This is a genomic window from Pseudomonas sp. GL-B-12 (assembly GCF_019955895.1).
GTDB lineage: Bacteria > Pseudomonadota > Gammaproteobacteria > Pseudomonadales > Pseudomonadaceae > Aquipseudomonas.
The window spans coordinates 149,795-173,912 of sequence record NZ_JAHBCX010000055.1 but is presented as its reverse complement, the minus strand read 5'-3'; the positions used below and the strand labels follow the sequence as shown (position 1 = coordinate 173,912).

The following is a 24,118-nucleotide window of genomic DNA, read 5'->3' as shown; positions in this document are numbered from 1 at the left end:
CCACCCGGCATGCGGGTCCGCACCGGGCGGTTCGAGGGATTGAGGTCAGGAGAGACGTGGAAGTCCCAAGCGATCAAACCACGCGAGATTAAGCACCCAATTCAAGGCCCATCGACTGTTGTCCCACCAACGACGGGTGTTACATGCCACTTTCTGGGCGACTTCTTTACTCGCACCCAAAGCCCGTAATTCACGATAAGTCGTCGTTCCCCGCTTCCATTGCTTGAGTTGAATCGCTCTGAGTCGGTGCCGCATCCATTTGTCCAATTCGCGCCAGACGCCTGGTGTTTGCGACAACTTGAAATAGGCTTTCCAACCCAGCAAATAGGGACGTAGGAGGTCGACGACCTGCTGCAAACTGCGGCCACATGAACGGCGAGTGAACTGCCGGATACGTTGCTTGAATTGCTTTTGTGCCTTCTGAGATACCGCACGTTTGACTTCGTCACGGGCGCACCAAAATGCATAACCCAGAAACTTGCGACCAAACGCACTGGCCACCGCGCTCTTGCTCTCGTTGACGCTCAAGTGCAGCTTTTCATACAGACGCCTCAGCAAGATCATCACCCGCTGCCCGGCTTTATGACTGCGAACATAAACGTTCGCGTCGTCGGCATAGCGCACGAAGCAATGACCTCGATGTTCAAGCTCCCGATCCACTTCGTCCAGCAGCACATTTGCCAGCAACGGTGACAGCGGACCGCCCTGCGGCGCCCCGCAGCGGCTTTTCTCGATTACGCCATTGATCAGCGTTCCCGCATCCAGGTACGCCCGGACCAGTCGAATAACCGCCCGATCCGCAATCCGTTTGCGTAGGCGATCAATCAAAATGTCGTGATCGACCCGGTCGAAGAACTTCTCCAGATCAACATCCACCACCACTTTGCGCCCCGAGGACACATACCGCTGAGCCGCCAAAACGGCGTCCTGCGCGCAACGTCCCGGGCGAAAGCCGTAGCTGTGTTCACTGAAGGTCGGATCGAGGAGTGGCTGCAAGACTTGCAGCAGTGCTTGTTGAATCAGGCGGTCGGTGACCGTCGGAATGCCCAACTCGCGTTCACCGCCGTCAGGTTTGGGGATGACCACGCGTCTTACCGGACTGGGCCGGTAGACACCTGAAAGTAGCTGTTCACAAATCACTGGCCATTGAGTCAGCAAGGCTTCAGCAGTCTGTTCAATGTCCAGACCGTCAACTCCCGCTGCACCTTTATTGGCTTTGACCCGTTTCCACGCCCGTTTCAGGTTTTCTCTCGCAAAGGCCCGTTCCAGCAGCCTTTGCCCTGCGTTGTCGGATTCATCTTGCGGGCGATTGACCTCGTCGCTGGCGGGACTTCTCACGGTTTCACCGCTCGTTATCTCCATCCGCCCCGCGTTTGGCAGGCATCTGACTTCCGGTCGTTCGCATCAACATGGCCTACAACACTCTCTCTCGTTCGGCCCTTCGTCAAAAAAAAAAGACTACTACGGCCTCTGCTGACTTCTCGCTCCGGCTCGCACCGTCGCCCTTTCAGACACAAGGCGAGATCTCCCCAGGTAAGAACGCAATCCTTCCCCGCACAACCGCCGGATTTACGCAGCCTGATCCTTGACCACAAGAGCTTCGCGATCTTTTGCTCGCTCGCCCTGATCGGCTTCGCCTTATATCCGGTTCTTGTCCATCGGCTCGCGGTTTCGATTCACGCTTCCTCCCCACACTCGGTCGCCCTCATGCAGTTGCGCTTCACTTCGTTCGCTGTGGTCAGCTTACGACGGGACTTTCACCCGCAAGATTGCGCCCATGCTGGGCGCACAAAAAAAGGGCAACCGAAGTTGCCCAAAATGCCTTGCGTGCTCATTACATCCAGAAAGAACTGCGGTTACTTCCGCTTGTGCGAATCCTTCCAGATAAAAAGTCCGAACCCTGCAAAAAATACAAACATGAGGCCGACAGTCAGCACTCCGGCGATCACCACGTTGTCGAAAAACATGACGCGTCTCCTGTACCTGCCCTGTTGCGATAGGGCTAAGTTAACCAAACGGGCAGGAGAGAATATTGACCGGGATCAATGTCGCCCGAGACTGGGCAAGAGGAAGGGAAAAATTTGACCCACATCAATGAATGCGGGGGATTTCAGCGTTTTTTCGGTTTGTTTTTCGGCTTTTTTTTGGCCTTGCCCAACGGCATGGCCTGCTCGAACGCCTGGCGAACTTCATTGAGCCGCTTGTCATTGAGGTCATGAACACGCTTGGCGCGCTCAGCATTGAGGTCAATCAGTTTGTCGTCTTGGCTCATGGCGGTCAGTGCATCGCTTGAAATGAGTTTAAGCCGCCGTATATTTCGGCAACCCTGCCCCAATAATGCGGCCTGACGGTCGCGCTGACCAGCCTGCGCTCAAATCTCGATATCGACCCACAGCCCCTGCCGCGGCTGATCTTCCATCAGCGGCGCCACCGGCACGGTGTTGTCGGCATTGAGTTCATCCCCGGGAATCGCCAGGTGCGCCTCGGGGTCATTGTCGGCTTCACGGCGGCGCCGTTCCTGCTCCTGCCTGCGCCGCTGTTCCTCGCGCAGCACTAACCCGTCCTCTTCAGGATTGCGCTTTTGCAGGTCGATGGTGCTTTCACTGGAGCTTTCCTGCACCGGCACCACCGGTGGAATATCCGGGCGCTGACGGATCGGGTCGGTCTGTGAAGTGATCGGCACGGCACTCAGGGGGAGCATCGGTGGCAGCATGGTTTTCAGTCTCCTGTCGGCAGGCTGTCGGCTGCGGGGATGGCGACTTGAGCCATCGGTCGCAAACTGTGACTCATTTGGCACTCATTAGTGCACCGAGCGGCGCGTCATGCACAGGTGGACTAACGTATGACTGTGAGTTTTTCTGAGAGTCCTTTGGCCCTGAAGCCCTCATTCCGTTAAGATAGCCCGCTTTTTCAGGTGGGAGTCAGGCAGCATGGCGCAGCAGTATCAACCGGGGCAACGCTGGATCAGTGACAGCGAAGCCGAGCTGGGTTTAGGCACCGTTCTGGCACAGGACGGCCGCTTGTTGACCGTGCTCTATCCGGCCACTGGCGACACTCGCCAGTACGCGCTAAGGAATGCGCCCCTCACCCGTGTGCGGTTTTCGCCGGGTGACTCCATCACTCACTTCGAAGGCTGGAAGCTGACCGTCCGCGAAGTCGATGACGTTGATGGCCTGTTGGTTTACCACGGCCTCAACGGGCAGAACGAAGTGGTCACCCTGCCGGAAACCCAACTGTCGAACTTCATTCAGTTCCGCCTGGCCAGCGACCGTCTGTTCGCCGGCCAGATCGACCCGTTGGCCTGGTTCTCCCTGCGTTATCACACACTGGAACACACCAGCCGTCAGTTGCAGTCCTCGCTGTGGGGTCTGGGCGGTGTGCGTGCGCAACCCATCGCGCACCAGTTGCACATTGCCCGCGAAGTCGCCGACCGTATCGCGCCACGGGTTCTGCTGGCCGACGAAGTGGGCCTGGGTAAAACCATCGAAGCCGGCCTGGTGATCCATCGCCAATTGCTCTCGGGCCGCGCCAACCGCGTGCTGATCCTGGTTCCGGAAAACCTGCAGCACCAGTGGCTGGTCGAGATGCGCCGCCGCTTCAACCTGCAGGTTGCGCTGTTCGACGAAGAGCGCTTCATCGAAAGCGATGCCAGCAATCCGTTCGAAGACACCCAGCTCGCGCTGGTCGCGCTTGAGTGGCTGGTGGACGACGAGAAAGCCCAGGACGCGCTGTTCGCGGCGGGCTGGGACTTGCTGGTGGTCGACGAAGCTCACCACCTGGTGTGGCACGAAGACCAGGTCAGCCCTGAGTATTCCCTGGTCGAGCAACTCGCCGAAACCATTCCCGGTGTGCTGCTGTTGACCGCCACCCCGGAACAACTGGGCCAGGACAGTCACTTCGCCCGTCTGCGCCTGCTCGACCCGAACCGTTTCCACGACCTGCAAGCCTTCCGCGCCGAGAGCGAAAACTATCGCCCGGTGGCTGAAGCCGTTCAGGAGTTGCTGGACAAGGGGCGCCTTTCGCCGCAAGCCCACAAGACCATCCACGGTTTCCTCGGCAACGAAGGCGAAGCCCTGCTGGCCGCCGTCAACGATGGCGACACCGAAGCCAGCGCGCGCCTGGTGCGTGAATTGCTCGACCGCCACGGCACCGGCCGCGTGCTGTTCCGCAATACCCGCGCTGCCGTGCAGGGGTTCCCGGAGCGCAAGCTGCATCCGTACCCGCTGCCGTGCCCGGACGAATACCTCGAACTGCCGCTGGGCGATCACGCCGAGCTGTACCCGGAAGTCAGCTTCCAGGCCCAACCGGACGCCAGCGAAGAAGAACGCTGGTGGAAGTTCGACCCGCGTGTCGAGTGGCTGATCGATCAACTGAAGATGCTCAAGCGCACCAAAGTACTGGTGATCTGCGCCCACGCCGAAACCGCCATGGACCTGGAAGACGCCCTGCGCGTGCGTTCCGGCATCCCGGCCACGGTGTTCCATGAGGGCATGAACATCCTCGAGCGTGACCGCGCCGCCGCCTACTTCGCCGACGAAGAGTTTGGTGCGCAAGTGCTGATTTGCTCGGAAATCGGCAGTGAAGGTCGCAACTTCCAGTTCTCCCATCACCTGGTGCTGTTCGACCTGCCGTCCCACCCGGACCTACTGGAACAACGCATCGGTCGTCTGGACCGGATCGGCCAGAAGCACATCATCGAACTGCACGTGCCGTACCTGGAAACCAGCCCGCAAGAGCGCCTGTTCCAGTGGTACCACGAAGCACTGAACGCATTCCTCAACACCTGCCCGACCGGCAACGCCTTGCAGCACCAGTTCGGCCCGCGCCTGCTGCCGCTGCTCGAAGAAGCCGACGATGGCGAGTGGCAAGCGCTGATCGACGAAGCCCGCACCGAGCGTGAGCGTCTGGAAGTCGAATTGCACACTGGTCGTGACCGTTTGCTGGAGCTGAACTCCGGTGGCGCGGGCGAAGGCGATGCGCTGGTGGAAGATATCCTTGAGCAAGACGATCAGTTCGCGCTGCCGATCTACATGGAAACCCTGTTCGACGCCTTCGGCATCGACAGCGAAGACCATTCGGAGAACGCGCTGATCCTCAAGCCGAGCGAAAAAATGCTCGACGCCAGCTTCCCGCTGGGCGACGACGAAGGCGTGACCATCACCTACGACCGTAACCAGGCGCTGTCTCGCGAAGACATGCAGTTCATCACCTGGGAGCACCCGATGGTTCAGGGCGGCATGGACCTGGTGCTGTCCGGCTCCATGGGCAACACCGCCGTGGCGCTGATCAAGAACAAGGCGCTGAAGCCGGGCACCGTGTTGCTGGAACTGTTGTATGTCAGCGAAGTGGTTGCCCCACGCTCACTGCAACTGGGCCGCTACCTGCCACCGGCCGCCCTGCGCTGCCTGCTCGATACCAATGGCAACGACCTGTCGGCCCGCGTGTCATTCGAAACCTTGAACGATCAGCTCGAAAGCGTGCCACGTGCCAGCGCCAACAAGTTCATCCAGGCCCAGCGTGACCAACTGACGCCGCGGATCAATGCCGGTGAGGCGAAGATCCTGCCGCGCCACACTGAGCGTGTCGCCGAGGCGCAGCGTCGCCTGGCCGCCGATACCGAGGAAGAACTTGCGCGCTTGACCGCGTTGCAAGCGGTCAACCCGACCGTGCGCGATAGCGAACTGGTGGCCCTGCGCAAACAACGCGAGCAAGGCCTGGCCATGCTCGACAAGGCTGCGCTGCGACTGGAAGCGATTCGGGTGTTGGTGGCGGGTTAATACCGCTCCTCCACCGGTATAAAAAGAAGGCCCGCAGCGATGCGGGCCTTTTTGTTTATCTGGTTTTTGTTGTGATGCTCATGGCCCCTTCGCGAGCAGGCTCGCGATAGCAGTTAAGCAGTCACCGCAGAACCTTCAGGCTCACTCACCGCCACCAACCCTTCCTTCATCCGCTTGGCATCGCGCACGAAACACCGCGAAGCCAGGAACAGAAACAGCACGGTGAACAACAGCGCCACCGGAATCAGATACATCGCGTCATGCAGGCCGACCGCTTTAAACGCCTCAGTCATCTGTTGCGCACCCGCCGCGAGCATCGCCGTGTGGGCGAAGTGATCCGACAAGGCTCCGACCACCACCGGTCCCAGGCCACCGCCCAACAGGTACAGCCCGGCGAAGAACAGCGCCATCGCCGTTGCCCGCAACCGCGGCTCGACCACATCCTGAATCGCCGTGTACACGCAAGTATAGAAGTTGTAGGCGAACAGCCAACCGAGACTGAACACGGCGACGAACACACCGATCTCGATTCGCCCGGAATGCAGCGCCCACGCGGTGCAAACCGTCGAAATCACCAGGCTGAAGGCGGCAAACAACAGTCGCCCGTTGGCGACCCGCTGGTGAATCTTGTCCGCGATCCAGCCACCCAGGGTCAGGCCGAACAGCCCGGTCACACCGACAATAACCCCGGTGGCGACCGCGGCATCCTGCAACGGCATGAGGAAATAGCGTTGCAGCATCGGCACCAGAAACGAGTTGCAGGCATAGGTGGCGAAGTTGAAACACAGGCCGGCCATCACCAACCACAGGAAGGTTGGCACAGCCAATACCCGACGGATCGGCCGATCGATCTTTTCCTGCGAAACCTGAACGCTCTCGGCGGCGCCGCGCTTCGGTTCCTTGATGAAAAACATGAAGATCGCCAGGATCAGCCCGGGCACCGCCGCGATAAAGAACGGCGCGCGCCAGCTATCGAAGGCCTTGACCATCGCGCCGATGGTGAAGAACGCCAGCAACAGCCCCAATGGCAGCCCCAGCATGAAGATCCCCATGGCCCGCGCCCGGCGGTGAGCCGGAAACAAGTCGCCGATCAGCGAGTTGGCGGCTGGCGCGTAACTGGCTTCGCCGATGCCGATGCCCATGCGCACGATCAGGAAGCTCCAGAAACTGCCCACCATGCCGTTGACGGCGGTCAACCCGCTCCACACCGCCAGCCCCCAGCCCATCAGTTTGCTCCGCGAACCGGTATCGGCCATGCGCCCCAGCGGCAAGCCGGCAATGGCGTAGACGATGGTGAATGCCGTCCCGATGATCCCCAACTGGAAATCACTGAGGTGCCATTCCATGCGAATGGGCTCGATGATGATGGCCGGGATGGTGCGGTCGAAAAAATTGAACAGGTTGGCGAGGAACAACAGGAACAGAATGCGCCAGGCATTGGCCGCTTGGGTCGAGTTCTGCATGGGTCCGTCTCTTTTATTGTTATTGGGGCGTCACTGCCCCCGGACTTTGCAATCTAGACAGGCCGACCACGACTGTCTTTCATTATTCGCCAGGCTGATACCAACCCATGGGGCGCACCCTGTAGGAGCTTTCGCCGGGCGGGTATTTCGCAGTCCGTCCGGCCGATGAAAAATACCTTTCACTCCCCCTTCCCAAGCCGTTAGCGAAGCCTAGAATAGCGACCTTGTTTCCCCCTGTGTCTCCACTCCTCCTTACGATAATCGCCCATGTCCGAAGCCAGTCCGTGTCTGAATTGCGGTGCCTGCTGTTCTCATTTTCGCGTGTCATTTTTCTGGGGTGAATGCGCCTCGTCCGGAGGGACGGTACCCGATGAGCTTGTCGAACAGATCAGCCCCAGTCGGGTCGCGATGCTCGGCACCGGCTGCAAACCCGTACGCTGCACCAGTCTGGTGGGAGACGTGGGCAGTACAGTGCAATGCTCGATTTACGAAAAACGCTCCAGCACCTGTCGGGAGTTCGAGGCTTCCTGGGGCGATGGCCTGGCCAATCCCGATTGCGACGCGGCTCGTGCCGCTTTCGGCTTGCCGGCCCTGCAACCCGCATTCGAGACGCCTCAGAAGCAAATCGCCTGAGTAATAGCGCCAATCGATGACTTCGGCCCGGCTACTCATCCCTGCTGAGCCGGCCAGTGCCACTGGCCGAGTTGCATCCGGTACTGAACGAAATCAACCAGCGCAAGCACGCCTACACCGTCACGACGCTGAGCCTGGCTCACGGTACATCTGCACTAATGTAGACGGGTCTTTCTCCAAAAAACCCTGACTCCCATGCAGGCGCATCAATTGCGCGGCCAGACCACTGATCGGTGTCGCCGAGCCTTGCTCACGGGAAAACTTCACTGCTGTATCCAGATCCTTGAGTAAAGTGCGCACGTGCCACTTAACCGGCTCGAAACGGTTTTCCGCCATCTGCGGGGCGAGGATCTGCAAGGGTTTCGAATCGGCAAAGCCGCCGGCCAGCGCTTCGGCGATCAGGCTGGCATCAACCCCGGAACGCTCCGCCAGCGCGACCACTTCGGCAATCACCAAGGCATTGCAGGCGACGATCATCTGGTTGCACGCCTTGGTCACCTGCCCTGCCCCGACGCCGCCCATGTGTGTCACACGTTGCCCCAGGTTCAACAGCACGGGCCGGACCCGCTCCAGATCCTGCACATCACCACCCACCATGATTGCGAGGCTCCCGGCTTCAGCCCCAACCACGCCACCGGATACCGGCGTGTCGAGCCAGCCCATGTCGGTTTTAGCGGCGAGTTCTGCGGCCATTTCCCGCGTGGCGTTGGGCTCCAGGCTGGAAAAGTCCACCAGTAACTGGCCTTTTTTCGCCCCCTCGATAATGCCTGCCGGACCAAACACTACCTCGCGTACCACCGACGTATCCGCCAGGCACAGCATCACCACGTCAGCGTGCTGGCACAGTTCGGCCGGGCTGGCGACCTGGCGGGCGCCTGCCTCTACCAGCGGCTTGCACTTCTCCGGATTGCGATTCCATACCGCCAGCGGATAACCCGCGGCCAGCAGGTGCCGGCACATTGGCAGCCCCATCAGGCCGATCCCGGCAAACCCTAGCGAAGGTAGCGTTGACATCATTTTGCCTCTTCTTGATTAAAGATCACCGAATATTGGCCGATTCATCATGACTTAGGAAAGGATTCACCCCGAGTGAAGCTCAGGCTAAAGACCAAGGCATGGTCCAGGTACGCGCTGAAAAAAGACGCGATTCTATTCCGTGACGGTTCGACGACAGCGAGTCGGCCAACCAATCAGCCCAGGTAGATGGCGAACCATGACTTCTAAAAACAACCCGGCCACTGCAGTAACCGATCTGACGTTGAGCCCCGCGGCCAACGGCCCGTCATCACCGAAGCCATTGATTCAATCCCGCCCGTTGGCGACCCAGCAATACCTGTACTTTACCGAAACCAACACCGACCGCATCCTCGACAACCTCGACGGCCTGCGCGACGTGGTGTTCCCGCGCGCACCGCATCTGGAAGGCGACAGCGAACAGCACAACGATCAGGAATTCCCGTCGGTGTGCCTGATCGGCCTGGGCCGCTGCGGCTCGAACATTGCGCTGGACGTGGCGGAGCTGGTGTACAACGCCCGCAAGTTCTACCTCAACGAATTCAACAACGAAGATCGCCTGTCGCCGGACAAGCGTTTTGCCGAAAAGGGCTACAGCCCGGCCCAGTGGATCCGCAACAACCTGCGCCTGGGCCAGAACAAAAACACCAAACCGGTGTTTCTGGTCGAGCCGCTGGTGATGCTCGGCGACCTGGACAAAGACATCGCCGGACGCATCCGCTTCTCGCGCAAGGGCGAAAAAAGCGGCTTCCTGCGCGACTACAGCAAGATGAAAATCATGGACCTGTCGGAAGTCCACGCCGGTGGTGCCGGTAACGCACCGATCCTCGGCCAGTACCTGGCCAAGATCATCCTGAACAAGGACACCCAGCGTTTCTCCAGCCCTGACTGGAAAATGATTCACTCGTACCTGATCGACAGCTGCGGCATCAAGGCCAACCAGTCGCGCCTGTACTTCTCGATCTTCAGTGCCGGCGGCGGTACCGGCTCGGGCATGGCCTCGGAATTCGGCCTGGCCCAGCAGCATTCGTACATGAACAAGACGTTCGACACCAAACCGATGGACGAGCACGACAGCAAGAGCGGCCACTCCTTCGTCTTCGAACCGATTTTCACCAGTGGCATCTGTGTACTGCCGAACATTTCCGATCACCGCAGTGAAATGTCCGAGGCGCTGCACATCAACGCCGGCCGCCTGCTGTGCAAATACCTGTCGGAAGAGTGGGACTTCTCCTACAACTTTGCCAACGAAGACAGCAGCGAAGCCAGCGTCATGGGCCGCATCCGCCCATGGAACGCGATGATGCTGATCTCCAACGACATCATGCGTTACGCCGAAGAGAACGATGACGGCAATATCCAGAACATCGATGTCAATGCCATGGAAAAGCACGCCAACCAATACATCTCGCAGCAGATCTTCAACATTCTGACGGCCCAGGCGGTGACCACCGACTACGACCAGAACTATTTCCGTCGCGCCGGCATCGACATCGGCGAAACCATCCGCCTGGACGCCAACGACCTGTTCATGAGCCTGGCCGGCCCGGTGGCGATTGCCTACGCCGAGTCCGTGGTGCCGGAAACCCCGCCGCCGAGCAGCGACAAGTTCAAGGTGTTCGAGAAAGAGCCGCAGCGCCTGAATATTGATGACCTGTTCTTCCGTTCGATCGACCTGCCGCACTTCAACAAGGTCACCCAGGCCATCGAAGGCATCAGCCTGTTGCCGATCGAATCCAAGCGCTATCGCGCGTCGCTGGAGCAGTACAAGAACTCGGGTTACGACGCGGCGGCCCTGCACGACCTGCACTTCTTCAAGAATTGCTCGTCGGTGGTGTCGATCGTTTCCTTGCCGAAGGACTACAAGCTGTCCTACATGGATTTGAACCGGCTGAAGACGCACCTCAACAGTCTGTTCCCCAACACCACGCTCAAGCGCTACGCGCTGGTGATCGGTGCCTCGGCCAACCTGTCGCTGACCACACTGATCGCCAAGAGCCCGTGCCTGTCGGATGATTTTCTGACGCTGATCGTGGCCTTCATCAAGCGTTGCTTCGCGAAAAACCCGTACCGCTTCGACGAGACCCTGGACAACGCGATCCTGGACTTCATCATCAACGAACAGTTCGACGAAGACCGGATCGACGAACTGCTCAACGAATTCGAGAACCCGGCGAAGATCCTCGATACCAACTGGTACGCGATCAAGCCGATGTACGAGAAGAAGTACCGTGAGCTGATCAACGACAAGGAAAAATTTGTCTCGATCAACGACATCCGCCTGTCCCGGGATTGCGTGAAAAAATCGATCAAGTACCTGCGCGAGATCTACCGTCACCGCATTGGCAAGACCAAGGTCATTTCGCTGAATAACCATACGGGCAAGACGGCTTAATAAGACGCGAAAACTCGTCGCCCCTATCGCGAGCAGGCTCACTCCCACAGTTGACCGTGTTCCCTCTGGAAGAATGCGATCCCTGTGGGAGCGAGCCTGCTCGCGAAGGCGGCCTCACAATCACCGCAATTCAACATCCAGAAACAATTGAGCAAACGTTCAGTTGCCCTCCCAACTGTTCCCGTTACGTTTACGTCACCGTGAAGCTGTGGCCTTTCTCTACGGCAACATGCCATCACGCTACTCGGCTACACACTTTTTCCTTGAAAGGACCGCACCAATCAGGTGCAACCTTTTAAGCCTGCACCCTTTCCTGGACCAGAATCCACGGCGAAACAACCACGGCCCACAACTGCGGATCACGTTCAAAAAGATCCAGCGCCCGCGTTTCAGACAGTTTGGCGAGCTTGTCAGCGGCCAGCCAGGCAGCCACTTTCTCCCCTTCATCCTGGGCCACAGCCTCGGCGGCGGCGATCAAATCCAGGCCGGGATCGACCCACAATAGGGCACCCTTGGCGAAGAACGGCTCCAGCTCTTTCCAGGTAATAGATGCGGTTTCACCAAGCAGCTTGGCATAGAGGGTGCTAGGTTCTTGATTCATGGGACTGTCCGGAAAAGAAATCGACGCGAATGATAACGTCGGTGGCCTGGCAGAAAAACCCGGATGCAATTGAGTGACCGAAATGAAAAGCGCAGGAAAGCCAGGGAATGCACTGAATCCGGCTATAAGCCCCTCAACACCCCGCCGCAATTCTGTCTTTTTCTTTCAATAAAGCGACACTCGCAGGTTTTGTCCCCCGGCGCCGCCTTCCCAGGCTGACAATCGGCGCTCTACACTGTACCGGTACAGTTGCCGGGGGGCATTTCCGGGGGATGTCGTGGATATCTGACCCGGTTCTGCTGCCAACGGCGCCAGGACTATAAAAACTACAACAGTAAGAGTGGAGCACTATGACTAAGGCTACTAAGCAGATTTCCAAACTGTTTGCCGCTATGGTTCTGGCCGGGGTTGCCAGCCATTCGTTCGCAGCTGACACCATCAAGATCGGCATCGCCGGCCCTAAAACCGGCCCGGTCACTCAATACGGCGACATGCAGTTCATCGGCGCCAAGATGGCCATCGAGCAGATCAACGCCAAGGGCGGTGTCGACGGCAAGATGCTCGAAGTCAAGGAATACGACGACGCGTGCGACCCTAAACAAGCCGTGGCCGTCGCCAACAAAGTGGTCAACGATGGTGTGAAATTCGTTGTCGGTCACCTGTGCTCCAGCTCCACTCAACCGGCTTCGGACATCTACGAAGACGAAGGCGTGATCATGATCACCCCGGCTGCCACCAGCCCGGACATCACCACCCGGGGTTACAAAATGGTGTTTCGCACCATCGGTCTGGACAGCGCCCAGGGCCCTGCCGCCGGTAACTACATCGCCAACCACGTAAAACCGAAAATCGTTGCTGTGCTGCACGACAAACAGCAATACGGTGAAGGCATCGCCACTTCCGTGAAGAAAACCCTCGAAGGCAAAGGCGTCAAGGTTGCCGTGTTCGAAGGCCTCAACGCGGGTGACAAGGACTTCTCCTCGATCATCCAGAAGCTCAAGCAAGCCAACGTCGACTTCGTCTACTACGGCGGCTACCACCCGGAACTGGGCCTGATCCTGCGTCAATCCAAGGAAAAGGGCCTGAACGCCAAGTTCATGGGGCCTGAAGGTGTGGGCAACGACTCCATCTCGCAAATCGCCCAGGACGCTTCCGAAGGCCTGTTGGTGACCCTGCCGAAGTCTTTCGACCAGGACCCGTCCAACAAGGCGCTGGTTGAGGCGTTCGCCGCCAAGAAACAGGACCCGACCGGCCCGTTCGTGTTCCCGGCCTACTCGGCCGTCGAAGTGATCGCCGAAGGCATCAAGACCGCCAAGAGCGAAGACACTGCCAAGGTGGCTGAAGCCATTCACAAAGGCACCTTCAAGACTCCGACCGGCGACCTGTCGTTCGACGAAAAGGGCGACCTGAAGGACTTCAAGTTCGTGGTTTATCAGTGGCATTTCGGTAAACCAAAGACCGAAGTTTCGCCTCAGTAAACTGGCTCCGTGAGTAATAGAGCCCACTGCGCAAGCAGTGGGCTTTGTTTTACGAGGTTAATGGGTCAGAGTCCCGCGATCCGGGAACTGACTTACCTGAAAATCTTAAAACCGTCACCAGCGGTTCGCTGGCAAACGCTCGTGCGAAGGTGGCTACAGACCACACAGCCCGGGCCGGAACATGACTCCACCAGTGAAATGCGTATCAGGTTTTTAGGAGCGTTGTAATGCCTGAGATCTATCACTTCTTCCAACAGCTGGTTAATGGTCTGACCATTGGCAGCACCTATGCCCTGATTGCCATTGGCTACACAATGGTTTACGGCATTATTGGAATGATCAACTTCGCCCATGGCGAGGTCTACATGATCGGCTCCTACGTGGCCTTCATCGTCCTTGCCGGACTGGCCATGCTGGGTATCCATTCTCTGCCACTTTTGATGACCGCCGCATTCCTGGCGACCATCGTTGTAACCAGTGCCTACGGCTACAGCATCGAACGGATCGCCTACCGCCCTCTGCGGGGCAGTAACCGCCTGATCCCGCTGATCTCGGCCATCGGCATGTCGATCTTCCTGCAAAACTCCGTACTGCTCTCGCAGGACTCCAAGGACAAATCGATCCCCAACCTGATTCCGGGCAGCTTCAGTTTCGGTCCGGGCGGAGCACAGGAAGTGCTGATTTCCTACATGCAGATCCTGGTGTTCGTGGTGACCCTGGTGGTGATGCTCTGCCTCACCCAGTTCATCTCGCGTTCACGCTTGGGACGTGCCTGCCGGGCCTGTGCCGAGGACATCAAGATGGCCAACCTGTTGGGCATCAACACCAACAACATCATCGCCCTGACCTTCGTTATCGGTGCCGCCCTGGCGGCCGTGGCGGCTGTATTGCTCAGCATGCAGTATGGCGTGATCAACCCGAACGCCGGGTTCCTGGTGGGCCTCAAGGCCTTTACCGCGGCGGTACTGGGTGGCATCGGCAGCATTCCGGGCGCCATGCTCGGTGGTCTGGTGCTGGGGGTAGCGGAAGCATTCGGTGCCGATATATTCGGTGACCAGTACAAGGACGTGGTGGCTTTCGGCCTTCTGGTTCTGGTGTTGTTATTCCGGCCAACCGGCCTGTTGGGGCGTCCGGAGATTGAGAAAGTATGACTAGGAATCTTAAACAAGCGCTGTTCAGCGCCCTGCTGGTCTGGGCCGTGGCCTATCCGGTACTCGGTCTGAAACTGTCCATCGCCGGCATCAACCTCGAAGTACTGGGTGCCAGTACCTCCACGCTGTTCATCATCACCGCCAGTTCGGTGCTGATGTTCCTGCGGGTGCTGTTCGACAAGCAGTGGAGCACCATGATGAAGTCAGCGCCGAAAGGCTCGCTGGTTTCGCCGAAGGTCAGCCACTTCATGACCCTGCCCAGCACCCAACGCTGGGTCATCATGGGGTTGATCGTGGTCGCTCTGGTGTGGCCGTTCTTCGGCTCGCGCGGTGCGGTGGATATCGCCACGCTGATTCTGATCTATGTACTGCTCGGTCTGGGCCTGAACATCGTGGTCGGTCTGGCGGGGTTGCTCGACCTGGGCTACGTCGGTTTCTACGCGGTGGGCGCCTACAGCTATGCGCTGCTGTCGCACTACTACGGCCTGAGCTTCTGGATCTGCCTGCCCATCGCCGGACTGATGTCTGCGACGTTCGGCTTCCTGCTGGGCTTCCCAGTACTGCGTCTGCGCGGTGACTATCTGGCGATCGTGACCCTGGGCTTCGGTGAGATCATCCGTCTGTTCCTGCGTAACCTGACGGACCTCACGGGCGGACCGAACGGCATCAGCAACATCCCCAAACCGTCGCTGTTCGGCCTGAGCTTCGATAGAACGGCCGCCGAAGGCATGCAGACCTTCCACGAGTACTTCGGCCTGACCTACAACCCCGTCAGCAAGGTGGTATTCCTCTACCTGGTGGCTCTGTTGCTGGCGCTGTTCGCGCTATTCGTGATCAACCGCCTGCTGCGCATGCCGATCGGCCGTGCCTGGGAAGCCTTGCGTGAAGACGAAATCGCCTGCCGTGCCTTGGGCCTGAACCCGACCGTGATCAAGCTGTCGGCCTTCACCCTGGGCGCCTGCTTCGCCGGATTTGCCGGTAGCTTCTTCGCCGCACGTCAGGGTCTGGTGACGCCGGAGTCATTCACCTTCATCGAATCGGCCACCATCCTCGCCATCGTGGTGCTGGGCGGCATGGGCTCGCAATTAGGCGTGGTCCTCGCGGCCGTCGTAATGATTCTGTTGCCCGAGCTGATGCGTGACTTCAGCGAATACCGCATGTTGATGTTCGGTGCCTTGATGGTGCTGATGATGATCTGGCGTCCTCAAGGTCTGCTGCCCATGCAACGTCCTCACATGGAGCTGCGTAAATGAGCCGCGAGATCCTTAAAGTAGAAAATCTGAGCATGCGCTTCGGCGGTTTGCTGGCGGTCAACGGCGTAGCCCTGAGCGTGAAGGAAAAGCAGGTCGTGGCACTGATCGGGCCCAACGGCGCCGGCAAGACCACCGTGTTCAACTGCCTGACCGGCTTCTACAAGCCGAGCGGCGGCAGCATCCTGCTGGACGGCGAGGCCATCGAGGGCCTGCCCGGCCACAAGATCGCCCTCAAAGGCGTGGTGCGTACTTTCCAGAACGTGCGGCTGTTCAAGGACATGACCGCGGTCGAGAACCTCTTGATAGCCCAGCACCGTCACTTGAACACCAACTTCTTGTCCGGCCTGTTCAAGACCCCGTCATTTCGCAAAAGCGAACGCGAGGCCATGGAGTACGCCGAGTATTGGCTGGAAAAGGTTCACCTCAAGGAGTTCGCCAACCGTCCGGCCGGCACCCTGGCCTACGGTCAGCAACGTCGCCTGGAAATCGCCCGCTGCATGATGACCCGCCCTCGGATCCTCATGCTCGACGAACCGGCCGCCGGCCTGAACCCGAAGGAAACCGAGGACCTCAAGGCGCTGATCAGCATGCTGCGTGAAGAGCACAACGTCACCGTGCTGCTGATCGAACACGACATGAAACTGGTCATGAGCATTTCCGACCACATCGTCGTGATCAACCAGGGCACGCCCCTGGCCAACGGTACGCCGGAACAGATCCGCGACAATCCTGAAGTGATCAAAGCCTACCTGGGGGAAGCGTAAATGCTGCAGTTCGAAAACGTTTCCACCTTCTACGGCAAGATCCAGGCCCTGCACAGCGTCAACGTCGAAGTCCGTCAGGGCGAGATCGTGACCCTGATCGGCGCCAACGGTGCCGGCAAGTCGACCCTGCTGATGACGCTCTGCGGTTCACCGCAGGCCCACAGCGGCAGCATCCGCTACATGGGTGAGGAACTGATCGGCCAGGACTCCTCGCAGATCATGCGCAAGAGCATTGCCGTGGTGCCGGAAGGTCGCCGGGTGTTTTCCCGCCTGACCGTGGAAGAAAACCTCTCCATGGGTGGTTTCTTCACCGACAAGGGCGATTATCAGGAACAGCTGGACAAGGTTCTCGGACTTTTCCCACGCCTGAAAGAGCGCTTCGCCCAGCGCGGCGGCACCATGTCCGGCGGTGAACAGCAAATGCTCGCCATCGGCCGTGCGCTGATGAGCAAGCCCAAGCTGTTGCTGCTCGACGAGCCGTCGCTGGGCCTGGCACCGATCATCATCCAGCAGATCTTCGACATCATCGAACAACTGCGCAAGGACGGTGTGACGGTGTTCCTGGTCGAGCAGAACGCCAACCAGGCGCTGAAAATCGCTGACCGTGCCTACGTGCTGGAGAACGGCCGGGTGGTAATGCAAGGCACCGGTGAAGCACTGCTGACTGACCCGAAAGTGCGCGAAGCGTACCTCGGTGGTTGAGCCATTGCGGTAAACAAAAAACGGCCTTCGGGCCGTTTTTTATGCCTGCCACAACCTCACTAACAATGAAGATCCATTGTGGGAGCGGGCTTGCTCGCGAAAGCGGTGTGTCTGCCAACAAAGATGTTGAATGATGAACCGCATTCGCGAGCAGGCTCGCTCCCACAGGGTCTATACGGTGTCAGATGTTTTTGTCACAGCCGATCCAGCGCCTCCCCACTGCGCTTGAACCACCCAATCAAATAATCCGCCAGTACCTGCGTGCGCTTGGGCAAACCGCCCTGATACGGATGCACCAGGTACATCGGCATGCTGCGAGTCTGATAGTCGCGCAGCAGCCATCGCAAACGCCCGTCCGCCAGCTCTGTTGGCAAGCAGTAGGACGGCAGGCGTGCAATACCGGCGCCGACCAGTGCGGCTTTCTTCAACAGGTTGTAGTGGTTGCTGGCGAACGGCCCCGACACCCGCACCCGCAATAACTCGTGCTGCTGGTGATACAGCCATTCTTCGCGGCCGCTGTAATGGCTGTTGAGCAAGCAGCGATGTTCGGCCAACGCCTGGGGGGTTTGCGGTTCACCGTATTGCTCCAAGTAAGCCGGGCTGGCACAGGTCAGTTCTTGCCACGCCAGCAGCGGACGCGCCACCAGTCGCTGGTCAATGGCCACGTCGGAACGAATCGCCAGATCGAAGCCGTCGCGAGACAGTTCGCGGTAGCTGTTGTTGAGCTCCAGCTCGATCTGCACCTGGGGATACTTGGCGGAGAACTCCAGCAACAGGCCATCGAAGAAGGTTTCCCCGAGCGACACCGGCACTGTCATCCGCACCGGGCCGGCCATGTCGTCCTTCAGGCGCGCCAGGGCCTGGCGCGCCCGCTCGACTTGCACCACCAGCGCCTGGGCCTGCGGCAACAACGCAGCGCCAGCTGCGGTCAGGCTCAAGCGGCGGGTGGTACGTTGCAACAACACCACGGAAAACTGCGCTTCCAACTGGCTGATTCGCTTGGACAGCTGGCCTTTGCTGCAACCGAGTTGCTGCGCCGCCAGGGTAAAACTCCCCGCCTCGATCAACACCGCGAACGCGGCCAGGTCATCCATCTCGCTCATGGATTGTTTCCATTTGAAAACCAAAGGTTGCCTATTAGTGCGCTTATCTGAAGAAAAAACCACCCTAAACTGATACCTCGTTCAACCCACACGAGGATCAGTCCCCATGAAAATTCTTTTGATCGGCGCAGGCGGCACCATCGGTTCAGCCGTCGACAAGGAACTGTCGCAACGCCACGAAATCATCCGCATCGGTCGCACCAGCGGCGACTTTCAGGTGGACATCAGCGACAGCACCTCGATACGCAAACTGTTCGAGCAGACCGGCAAATTCGATGCACTGGTGTGTGCCGCCGGCAACGTGACCTTCGCACCGCTCAACGAGATGACCGAAGAGAGCTTTGCCCTGGGCCTGAAAGACAAGCTCATGGGCCAGGTCAATTTGCTGCTGATTGGCCGCGAGTTCGCCAACGACGGCGCTTCGTTCACCTTCACCACTGGTGTACTCAGCCACGATCCGATCCGTAGCGGCGTTTCGGCCTCGCTGGTCAACGGTGCACTGGACAGTTTTGTCCGCGCCGCCGCCATCGAGCTGCCACGCGGCCTGCGGGTGAACTCCATCAGCCCGACTGTCCTCGTCGAAGCCATGGGCAGCTATGCCCCGTACTTCCGCGGCTACAAGCCGGTTCCTGCGGTAGATGTGGCCTTGGCCTACGCAAAGAGCGTGGAAGGCCTGCAAACAGGTCAGACCTTTCACGTCGGCTGACCGTCCTTTCTGACAGACGCGTTACTGGCGAGCGATCACACCGTTCGCCAGACGCTCGCGCCCGAACTGTCGCAGCCACTGTTGCATCGGCCGTTCGAACCATCGATGACAGATCAGGCTGGCACCCATCAGTACCGAAAAAAAACAGCAGCAACGTCCACGGTTGATAAAAGACGCTACGCCCCGGGAAGAATTTATCCGCCAGCAGCGCGGCGATAATTTGCAGCGGGAAGTGCAGCAAATAGGAGGCGTAGCTGATATCACCCAGCCACGCCAAACGCCGGGCGACCGGTTCCAGCAACTGATGACACGCCACAATGGTCATGATCGTCAGAGGAAACAACAGCGCAAACTTGATCAACGGCTGATCAGCGCCAAACAGCCACCATCCCGCCGCACAACCTGTCGTCAAACAAACTCCCACCCAACGTGTTGGCGCCCGTTGCAGCAGCCACGCTAGCCACACATAACCAACGCCACCGCAGAAAAACTGAACACGCCAAGGGTGATTTTGTACTGTGCAGGAAAGATCCAGGCCGCCACGGCGATCAACAAAAAGCTGATCAGCGCTGGAAAAGGTGAATAGCGCCACAGCAAGAAGAACGCCGCGTAGAGCAGCACGTCAACAGAGATCGACCAGGCCGGGCCATTGAAAGACCAGCCTTGTTCCAATCCCCACGCTGGGGCGAGAAAAATGTTCAACACACCGTGATAGACATCATTGAACAGATAAACAAAAGCGTTTCCCGTATCCCCTGTGTAGACCATCTGTAGCAGTGCAACAGCGCCGAAGGTTGCCAGATGCAGCGGATAGATACGGCTGAAACGCTCGATGAAAAACTGTTTTGCGGTCAGCTCTCTGCGCGCCACGGCATGACCGAACAACCAGAAAAAGATGAATCCGGACAAGCTGAAGAACAACGCAACCGCATCGCCACCCTGCCGATAAAACAATGAGAACACACTGTAGAAAGGTTGCTGTTCGGTTTGCAGCAGACCCGGCACTGCCCCTTGAAAAAAGAAGTGCTGCCAGTGCCAGAACACCACCGCCAATGCCGCGATTCCGCGCAGTACACCCAATGCGTACAGCCGTTTGGGGAAAACGGACAGGTGTTGGTGCACGCCGAAGTGGGCCCGATCCTGGACAACTGCGCCACTATGCTGCGACGCCCCCCCGGCAACTCAATCCCTGACACACAAGCCTTGTGATCACAGGCTTGCCTGAGTAACGTGGCGGCACTTGTCAGGAGACCCCAAGATGCGTGTTGCCCGTTCCTTAGTCCTCGTTGCCCTGCTTCCGCTGTTCGCCGCTTGCCAGTTGTTCGACGGTGAACGGCAGAGCGACTCCCATGTCGGCCAGACACGCATGCAAGGCCAGTTGACCGCGGCAGAGGGCAAACTGCTGTTCCAGCCGTGTAACCAGGCAAACCGCTACGTGGTCAACGACACGGGCGGTACCAGCGTCCTGCAGCAGGCCGCAAACCTGGCGGATAAGCAGGGCAAGCTGTTTGCCGACGTGCGCGGGCGGGTTGTGGCCGGCAGCGGTGGTGACGGCCAGCTCGATCTGGAGCAGTTGTACCGCGTCGAGCGCTCGAGCAACGCGTGCGATGATCCGAATTTCAAGCTGATGATCCTGCGCGCCGCCGGCCACACCCCGGAGTGGAGCGTGAAAGTCAGCGGCAAAGGCATGGTCCTCGACCGGGCCGGCCAGCCGCCGTTGGCCGTGCCTTACGTCGAGGAGCAACTGGGCGATGGCCGTTTCAACCTCAGCACCGAAGCCAACAACCAGCACATCGAACTGTGGGTTGCACCGCAACGTTGCGTCAACAGCAGCACCGGCAGCATCCAGCACATGAGCGCCGAACTGCGCATCGACGGTCAGGTACAGCGCGGCTGCGGGTATTTCGGCGGATCGCGCGACGACTGATCGTTTAAGCCTCACGGGCCTGCGCCTTTGAGGCTTATAATCGCGGGCTTCAAACGCCCTGGCGCAGTTGTGCGCCCCGCGAACCGGATCCCGCCATGTTACGAATCACCGAACTCAAGTTGCCGATCGACCATCCCGAAGAAGACCTGCGCCCTGCCATCGTGCAGCGCTTAGGGCTTGCCAGCGATGACCTGCTCGATTTCACCTTGTTCAAGCGCAGCTACGATGCGCGTAAAAAGTCCTCCGAACTGTGCTTCATCTACACCATCGACCTTGAAGTTCGCGATGAGGCGGCGGTACTGCACAAGTTTGTCGATGACCGTAACGTCAGCGTGGCGCCGGATGTCAGCTACAAAGCGGTAGGCCAGGCACCGGCCGACCTGAGTGCGCGGCCGATCGTCATCGGCTTCGGTCCGTGCGGTATTTTCGCCGGGCTGCTGCTGGCGCAAATGGGCTTCAAGCCGATCATCCTCGAACGCGGCACCGAAGTACGCCAGCGCACCAAGGACACCTGGGGCCTGTGGCGTAAAAGCGTGCTCAACCCGGAATCCAACGTGCAGTTCGGCGAAGGTGGCGCGGGGACATTCTCCGACGGCAAGCTCTACAGCCAGATCAAGGACCCGAAATTCCTTGGTCGCAAAGTCCTGCACGAATTCGTCAAGGCCGGTGCCCCGGAAGAAATCCTCTACGTCAGCAAACCGCACATCGGTACGTTCCGTCTGACCGGCGTCGTGGAAAACATGCGTGAGCAGATTCGCGCCCTCGGCGGCGAAGTGCGCTTCCAGCAGCGTGTCACCGACGTGTTGATCGACGATGGCCAACTGGTCGGCGTCGAACTCAACGGTGGCGAGCAGATCCACTCCAAGCACGTGATCCTGGCCCTCGGCCACAGCGCCCGTGACACCTTCCGCATGCTCCACGGCCGTGGCGTGTTCATGGAAGCCAAGCCGTTCTCGGTGGGTTTCCGCATCGAGCACCCGCAGTCGCTGATCGACCGTGCGCGCCTGGGCAAATACGCCGGCCACCCGAAACTGGGCGCCGCCGACTACAAACTGGTGCATCACGCCAAGAACGGCCGTTCGGTCTACAGCTTCTGCATGTGCCCGGGCGGCACCGTGGTGGCGGCGACGTCCGAGCCGAACCGCGTGGTCACCAACGGCATGAGCCAGTACTCGCGTAACGAGCGCAATGCCAACTCCGGCATCGTCGTCGGCATCACCCCCGAAGTCGATTATCCGGGCGGCCCGCTGGCCGGTATCGAGCTGCAGGAACGCCTGGAATCCCACGCCTTCGTGCTGGGCGGCAGCAACTACGAAGCCCCGGCGCAACTGGTCGGCGATTTTATCGCGGGCAAACCGTCCACCGAACTGGGCAGCGTCGAGCCGTCCTACAAGCCCGGTGTTGCCCTGGGTGATCTGGCGCTGGCACTGCCGGCTTTCGCCATCGAAGCGATTCGCGAAGCCTTGCCAGCGTTCGAGAAGCAGATTCGTGGTTACTCGCTGCACGACGCGGTGTTGACCGGCATCGAGACCCGCACCTCCTCACCGCTGCGCATTACCCGTAACGAGTCTTTGCAGAGCCTGAACGTGAAGGGCTTGTTCCCGGCCGGTGAGGGCGCGGGTTATGCGGGCGGGATTCTGTCGGCGGGTGTTGACGGGATTCGCATTGCCGAGGCAGTGGCCCGGGATATCCTCGGCCTGGAAGCCTGATACCAGTCTAATGTGGGAGCGGGCTTGCTCGCGAAGACGGTTTCACATCCAACATATGTGTTGGCTGATCCACCGCTTTCGCGAGCAAGTCGGATCGCCGCACCGCCGCTCCCACATTTGATCTTCTGTGTGTCAGATATTGGCGCGCAGTACCGACGCCGGCAGCGCCTCACCCCGCTCCACCGTCGCTGCCACCGCAGCCATCAAACCACTCAGCTCATACCCTTGAGCCTTGAGCCAATCCTGATCGTAATAGGTCGTGGCATAGCGCTCGCCGCTGTCACACAGAATCGCCACCATCGACCCCGTCTCCCCCGCCGCCTTCATATGCTGGGCGGCCATCAGTGCGCCAATGAGGTTGGTCCCGCTCGACCCACCCACATGCCGCCCCAGACGCTCCGCCAGGTAGTGCATGGCCGCCAGTGACAGGGCATCCGGCACCTTGACCATCGCGTCGATCACCTTGGGCAGAAACGACGCTTCCACGCGCGGCCGGCCAATGCCTTCGATACGCGAGCCGTGGTCCAGCCGCAGGCTGGCATCGCCGGTCTGGTAGTAATCGAAGAACACCGAACGCTCGGCATCGGCACACAGCACACGGGTGCAATGCTGGCGATAACGCACGTATCGGCCCAGGGTGGCCGTGGTGCCACCAGTGCCGGGACTGGAAATCAGCCAGCTCGGCTCGGGATGCTGCTCGAAACGCATCTGCTGAAAGATCGACTCGGCAATGTTGTTGTTCGCCCGCCAGTCGGTGGCGCGCTCGGCGTAGGTGAACTGGTCGATGAAGTGTCCATCGTGTTCACGAGCCAGGCGCTCGGACTCGGCGTAGATCTGGGTCGGATCGTCCACCAGGTGGCTTCGGCCACCGTAGAAGGCGATCTGCGCAATCTTCTCCTTGGACGTGGTCGCCGGCATCACCGCAATGAACGGCAAGCCCAGCATGCGAGCGAAGTACGCTTCGGAAATCGCCGTGGAACCGCTGGAAGCTTCAATGACCGGCGCACCGGGTTTGAGCCAGCCATTACACAGCGCATACAGGAACAGCGAACGGGCCAAGCGGTGCTTGAGGCTACCCGTGGGGTGGCTGGATTCATCCTTGAAGTACAACTCGATGCCCGGAAAACCCGGCAGCGGCAAGGGGATCAAGTGGGTGTCGGCGCTGCGCTGGAAATCGGCTTCGATGATCCGGATCGCTTCGCGGGACCACTGTCGGTTGTCGCTCATGATGGTTTTCTCGTTGTATCGGGCAGGAGTCGGCCTTTTAACAAGGCTCATCCGACAAGCTTAGGAAAAAACCTGCGTCCAGCACAGGTACAGATGAAATCCAATACGCCCGGCAACTGCTAGGCTCTGGTCGGTGCTGAGGGATCAGTCTGTAACGACATATAACAAAAAAGAATATAACTTTTGTTTTAACAACTAACAGTACTTGTTAGGGT

Annotated in this window: 21 protein-coding genes; 11 read left to right on the top strand and 10 right to left on the bottom strand. The window is 59.3% G+C overall.

What is annotated here, in order from left to right; genetic code table 11:
* Positions 1 to 45: 45 nt before the first annotated feature.
* From ltrA to KGA85_RS26190, 4 genes are all read right to left on the bottom strand, one after another.
* Positions 46 to 1,362, bottom strand: coding sequence for a group II intron reverse transcriptase/maturase (ltrA, locus tag KGA85_RS26200; RefSeq protein WP_223538364.1), 1,317 nt, complete (start codon positions 1,360 to 1,362; stop codon positions 46 to 48).
* Positions 1,363 to 1,856: 494 nt separating this feature from the next.
* Positions 1,857 to 1,967: a cytochrome c oxidase subunit CcoM gene (ccoM, locus tag KGA85_RS31310; protein ID WP_310056553.1), complete on the bottom strand. Its 111-nt coding sequence runs from the start codon at positions 1,965 to 1,967 to the stop codon at positions 1,857 to 1,859.
* Between the two features lie 143 nt (positions 1,968 to 2,110).
* Positions 2,111 to 2,272, bottom strand: coding sequence for a hypothetical protein (locus KGA85_RS26195; RefSeq protein WP_008016476.1), 162 nt, complete (start codon positions 2,270 to 2,272; stop codon positions 2,111 to 2,113).
* A 99-nt stretch (positions 2,273 to 2,371) separates the two neighbouring features.
* Positions 2,372 to 2,713, bottom strand: coding sequence for a hypothetical protein (locus KGA85_RS26190; RefSeq protein ID WP_007998360.1), 342 nt, complete (start codon positions 2,711 to 2,713; stop codon positions 2,372 to 2,374).
* A 217-nt stretch (positions 2,714 to 2,930) separates the two neighbouring features.
* On the opposite strand from KGA85_RS26190, the gene rapA reads away from it, so the two are divergent.
* The gene (gene rapA, locus KGA85_RS26185) at positions 2,931 to 5,777 is read left to right on the top strand and encodes an RNA polymerase-associated protein RapA (protein ID WP_046043996.1); all 2,847 of its coding nucleotides are present in this window, start codon (positions 2,931 to 2,933) and stop codon (positions 5,775 to 5,777) included.
* A gap of 113 nt (positions 5,778 to 5,890) precedes the next feature.
* Here rapA and KGA85_RS26180 read toward each other — a convergent pair whose 3' ends face one another.
* Entirely contained in the window at positions 5,891 to 7,240 is a 1,350-nt protein-coding gene (locus tag KGA85_RS26180; protein ID WP_223460761.1) for a spinster family MFS transporter, read from the bottom strand.
* 267 nt (positions 7,241 to 7,507) lie between these two features.
* Here KGA85_RS26180 and KGA85_RS26175 point away from each other — a divergent pair, with 267 nt between their 5' ends.
* Complete coding sequence (locus tag KGA85_RS26175) at positions 7,508 to 7,873, top strand: YkgJ family cysteine cluster protein (protein ID WP_223460759.1); 366 nt, start codon at positions 7,508 to 7,510, stop codon at positions 7,871 to 7,873.
* 120 nt (positions 7,874 to 7,993) lie between these two features.
* Here KGA85_RS26175 and KGA85_RS26170 read toward each other — a convergent pair whose 3' ends face one another.
* Complete coding sequence (locus tag KGA85_RS26170) at positions 7,994 to 8,890, bottom strand: NAD(P)-dependent oxidoreductase (protein ID WP_223460757.1); 897 nt, start codon at positions 8,888 to 8,890, stop codon at positions 7,994 to 7,996.
* Positions 8,891 to 9,086: 196 nt separating this feature from the next.
* Here KGA85_RS26170 and KGA85_RS26165 point away from each other — a divergent pair, with 196 nt between their 5' ends.
* Positions 9,087 to 11,282, top strand: coding sequence for a hypothetical protein (locus KGA85_RS26165; RefSeq protein ID WP_223460755.1), 2,196 nt, complete (start codon positions 9,087 to 9,089; stop codon positions 11,280 to 11,282).
* Positions 11,283 to 11,577: 295 nt separating this feature from the next.
* Here the strand turns inward: KGA85_RS26165 and KGA85_RS26160 are convergent, their stop codons facing one another.
* A complete protein-coding gene (locus tag KGA85_RS26160; protein ID WP_223460753.1) occupies positions 11,578 to 11,883 on the bottom strand; it encodes a DUF2288 domain-containing protein in 306 nt (101 codons plus the stop codon).
* 350 nt (positions 11,884 to 12,233) lie between these two features.
* On the opposite strand from KGA85_RS26160, the gene KGA85_RS26155 reads away from it, so the two are divergent.
* The 5 genes from KGA85_RS26155 (at position 12,234) to KGA85_RS26135 (ending at position 17,231) form a co-directional block, all read left to right on the top strand.
* Positions 12,234 to 13,361, top strand: a complete 1,128-nt coding sequence (locus KGA85_RS26155; protein WP_223460751.1) for a branched-chain amino acid ABC transporter substrate-binding protein — start codon at positions 12,234 to 12,236, stop codon at positions 13,359 to 13,361.
* 227 nt (positions 13,362 to 13,588) lie between these two features.
* The gene (gene livH / locus KGA85_RS26150; protein WP_046043982.1) at positions 13,589 to 14,512 is read left to right on the top strand and encodes a high-affinity branched-chain amino acid ABC transporter permease LivH; all 924 of its coding nucleotides are present in this window, start codon (positions 13,589 to 13,591) and stop codon (positions 14,510 to 14,512) included.
* On the top strand, positions 14,509 to 15,765 hold the full coding sequence (locus KGA85_RS26145; protein ID WP_046043981.1) for a high-affinity branched-chain amino acid ABC transporter permease LivM: 1,257 nt from the start codon (positions 14,509 to 14,511) through the stop codon (positions 15,763 to 15,765). The genes livH and KGA85_RS26145 overlap by 4 nt, the downstream gene beginning before the upstream one ends.
* Positions 15,762 to 16,529: a high-affinity branched-chain amino acid ABC transporter ATP-binding protein LivG gene (livG, locus tag KGA85_RS26140; RefSeq protein ID WP_223460749.1), complete on the top strand. Its 768-nt coding sequence runs from the start codon at positions 15,762 to 15,764 to the stop codon at positions 16,527 to 16,529. The genes KGA85_RS26145 and livG overlap by 4 nt, the downstream gene beginning before the upstream one ends.
* Entirely contained in the window at positions 16,530 to 17,231 is a 702-nt protein-coding gene (locus KGA85_RS26135) for an ABC transporter ATP-binding protein (RefSeq protein WP_223460747.1), read from the top strand. It begins immediately after the preceding gene.
* 194 nt (positions 17,232 to 17,425) lie between these two features.
* On the opposite strand, the gene KGA85_RS26130 is transcribed toward KGA85_RS26135, so the two are convergent.
* Positions 17,426 to 18,334 (bottom strand): LysR family transcriptional regulator, encoded by a 909-nt coding sequence (locus tag KGA85_RS26130; RefSeq protein ID WP_150754151.1) that lies wholly within the window; start codon positions 18,332 to 18,334, stop codon positions 17,426 to 17,428.
* 106 nt (positions 18,335 to 18,440) lie between these two features.
* Here KGA85_RS26130 and KGA85_RS26125 point away from each other — a divergent pair, with 106 nt between their 5' ends.
* Positions 18,441 to 19,040: a short chain dehydrogenase gene (locus KGA85_RS26125; RefSeq protein ID WP_223460743.1), complete on the top strand. Its 600-nt coding sequence runs from the start codon at positions 18,441 to 18,443 to the stop codon at positions 19,038 to 19,040.
* 456 nt (positions 19,041 to 19,496) lie between these two features.
* Here the strand turns inward: KGA85_RS26125 and KGA85_RS26120 are convergent, their stop codons facing one another.
* Complete coding sequence (locus tag KGA85_RS26120; RefSeq protein ID WP_223460741.1) at positions 19,497 to 20,162, bottom strand: acyltransferase family protein; 666 nt, start codon at positions 20,160 to 20,162, stop codon at positions 19,497 to 19,499.
* A 136-nt stretch (positions 20,163 to 20,298) separates the two neighbouring features.
* On the opposite strand from KGA85_RS26120, the gene KGA85_RS26115 reads away from it, so the two are divergent.
* Together KGA85_RS26115 and KGA85_RS26110 are read left to right on the top strand one after the other, a co-directional pair.
* Positions 20,299 to 20,967: a COG3650 family protein gene (locus KGA85_RS26115; protein WP_223543474.1), complete on the top strand. Its 669-nt coding sequence runs from the start codon at positions 20,299 to 20,301 to the stop codon at positions 20,965 to 20,967.
* 95 nt (positions 20,968 to 21,062) lie between these two features.
* Entirely contained in the window at positions 21,063 to 22,676 is a 1,614-nt protein-coding gene (locus tag KGA85_RS26110) for an NAD(P)/FAD-dependent oxidoreductase (protein ID WP_223460737.1), read from the top strand.
* Between the two features lie 132 nt (positions 22,677 to 22,808).
* On the opposite strand, the gene KGA85_RS26105 is transcribed toward KGA85_RS26110, so the two are convergent.
* The gene (locus KGA85_RS26105) at positions 22,809 to 23,906 is read right to left on the bottom strand and encodes a PLP-dependent cysteine synthase family protein (RefSeq protein WP_223543494.1); all 1,098 of its coding nucleotides are present in this window, start codon (positions 23,904 to 23,906) and stop codon (positions 22,809 to 22,811) included.
* Positions 23,907 to 24,118: the final 212 nt, after the last annotated feature.

What these genes read in the sequence shown, in the direction of transcription:
- KGA85_RS26115 (WP_223543474.1), top strand. Translation starts at nt 20,299, where the DNA reads ATGCGTGTTGCCCGTTCCTTAGTCCTCGTTGCCCTGCTTCCGCTGTTC.
- ccoM (WP_310056553.1), bottom strand. Translation starts at nt 1,967, where the DNA reads ATGTTTTTCGACAACGTGGTGATCGCCGGAGTGCTGACTGTCGGCCTC.
- KGA85_RS26165 (WP_223460755.1), top strand. Translation starts at nt 9,087, where the DNA reads ATGACTTCTAAAAACAACCCGGCCACTGCAGTAACCGATCTGACGTTG.
- KGA85_RS26145 (WP_046043981.1), top strand. Translation starts at nt 14,509, where the DNA reads ATGACTAGGAATCTTAAACAAGCGCTGTTCAGCGCCCTGCTGGTCTGG.
- KGA85_RS26135 (WP_223460747.1), top strand. Translation starts at nt 16,530, where the DNA reads ATGCTGCAGTTCGAAAACGTTTCCACCTTCTACGGCAAGATCCAGGCC.
- KGA85_RS26170 (WP_223460757.1), bottom strand. Translation starts at nt 8,890, where the DNA reads ATGATGTCAACGCTACCTTCGCTAGGGTTTGCCGGGATCGGCCTGATG.
- KGA85_RS26160 (WP_223460753.1), bottom strand. Translation starts at nt 11,883, where the DNA reads ATGAATCAAGAACCTAGCACCCTCTATGCCAAGCTGCTTGGTGAAACC.
- KGA85_RS26190 (WP_007998360.1), bottom strand. Translation starts at nt 2,713, where the DNA reads ATGCTGCCACCGATGCTCCCCCTGAGTGCCGTGCCGATCACTTCACAG.
- KGA85_RS26125 (WP_223460743.1), top strand. Translation starts at nt 18,441, where the DNA reads ATGAAAATTCTTTTGATCGGCGCAGGCGGCACCATCGGTTCAGCCGTC.
- rapA (WP_046043996.1), top strand. Translation starts at nt 2,931, where the DNA reads ATGGCGCAGCAGTATCAACCGGGGCAACGCTGGATCAGTGACAGCGAA.
- livG (WP_223460749.1), top strand. Translation starts at nt 15,762, where the DNA reads ATGAGCCGCGAGATCCTTAAAGTAGAAAATCTGAGCATGCGCTTCGGC.
- ltrA (WP_223538364.1), bottom strand. Translation starts at nt 1,362, where the DNA reads ATGGAGATAACGAGCGGTGAAACCGTGAGAAGTCCCGCCAGCGACGAG.
- KGA85_RS26110 (WP_223460737.1), top strand. Translation starts at nt 21,063, where the DNA reads ATGTTACGAATCACCGAACTCAAGTTGCCGATCGACCATCCCGAAGAA.
- KGA85_RS26180 (WP_223460761.1), bottom strand. Translation starts at nt 7,240, where the DNA reads ATGCAGAACTCGACCCAAGCGGCCAATGCCTGGCGCATTCTGTTCCTG.
- KGA85_RS26130 (WP_150754151.1), bottom strand. Translation starts at nt 18,334, where the DNA reads ATGAGCGAGATGGATGACCTGGCCGCGTTCGCGGTGTTGATCGAGGCG.
- KGA85_RS26155 (WP_223460751.1), top strand. Translation starts at nt 12,234, where the DNA reads ATGACTAAGGCTACTAAGCAGATTTCCAAACTGTTTGCCGCTATGGTT.
- KGA85_RS26195 (WP_008016476.1), bottom strand. Translation starts at nt 2,272, where the DNA reads ATGAGCCAAGACGACAAACTGATTGACCTCAATGCTGAGCGCGCCAAG.
- livH (WP_046043982.1), top strand. Translation starts at nt 13,589, where the DNA reads ATGCCTGAGATCTATCACTTCTTCCAACAGCTGGTTAATGGTCTGACC.
- KGA85_RS26175 (WP_223460759.1), top strand. Translation starts at nt 7,508, where the DNA reads ATGTCCGAAGCCAGTCCGTGTCTGAATTGCGGTGCCTGCTGTTCTCAT.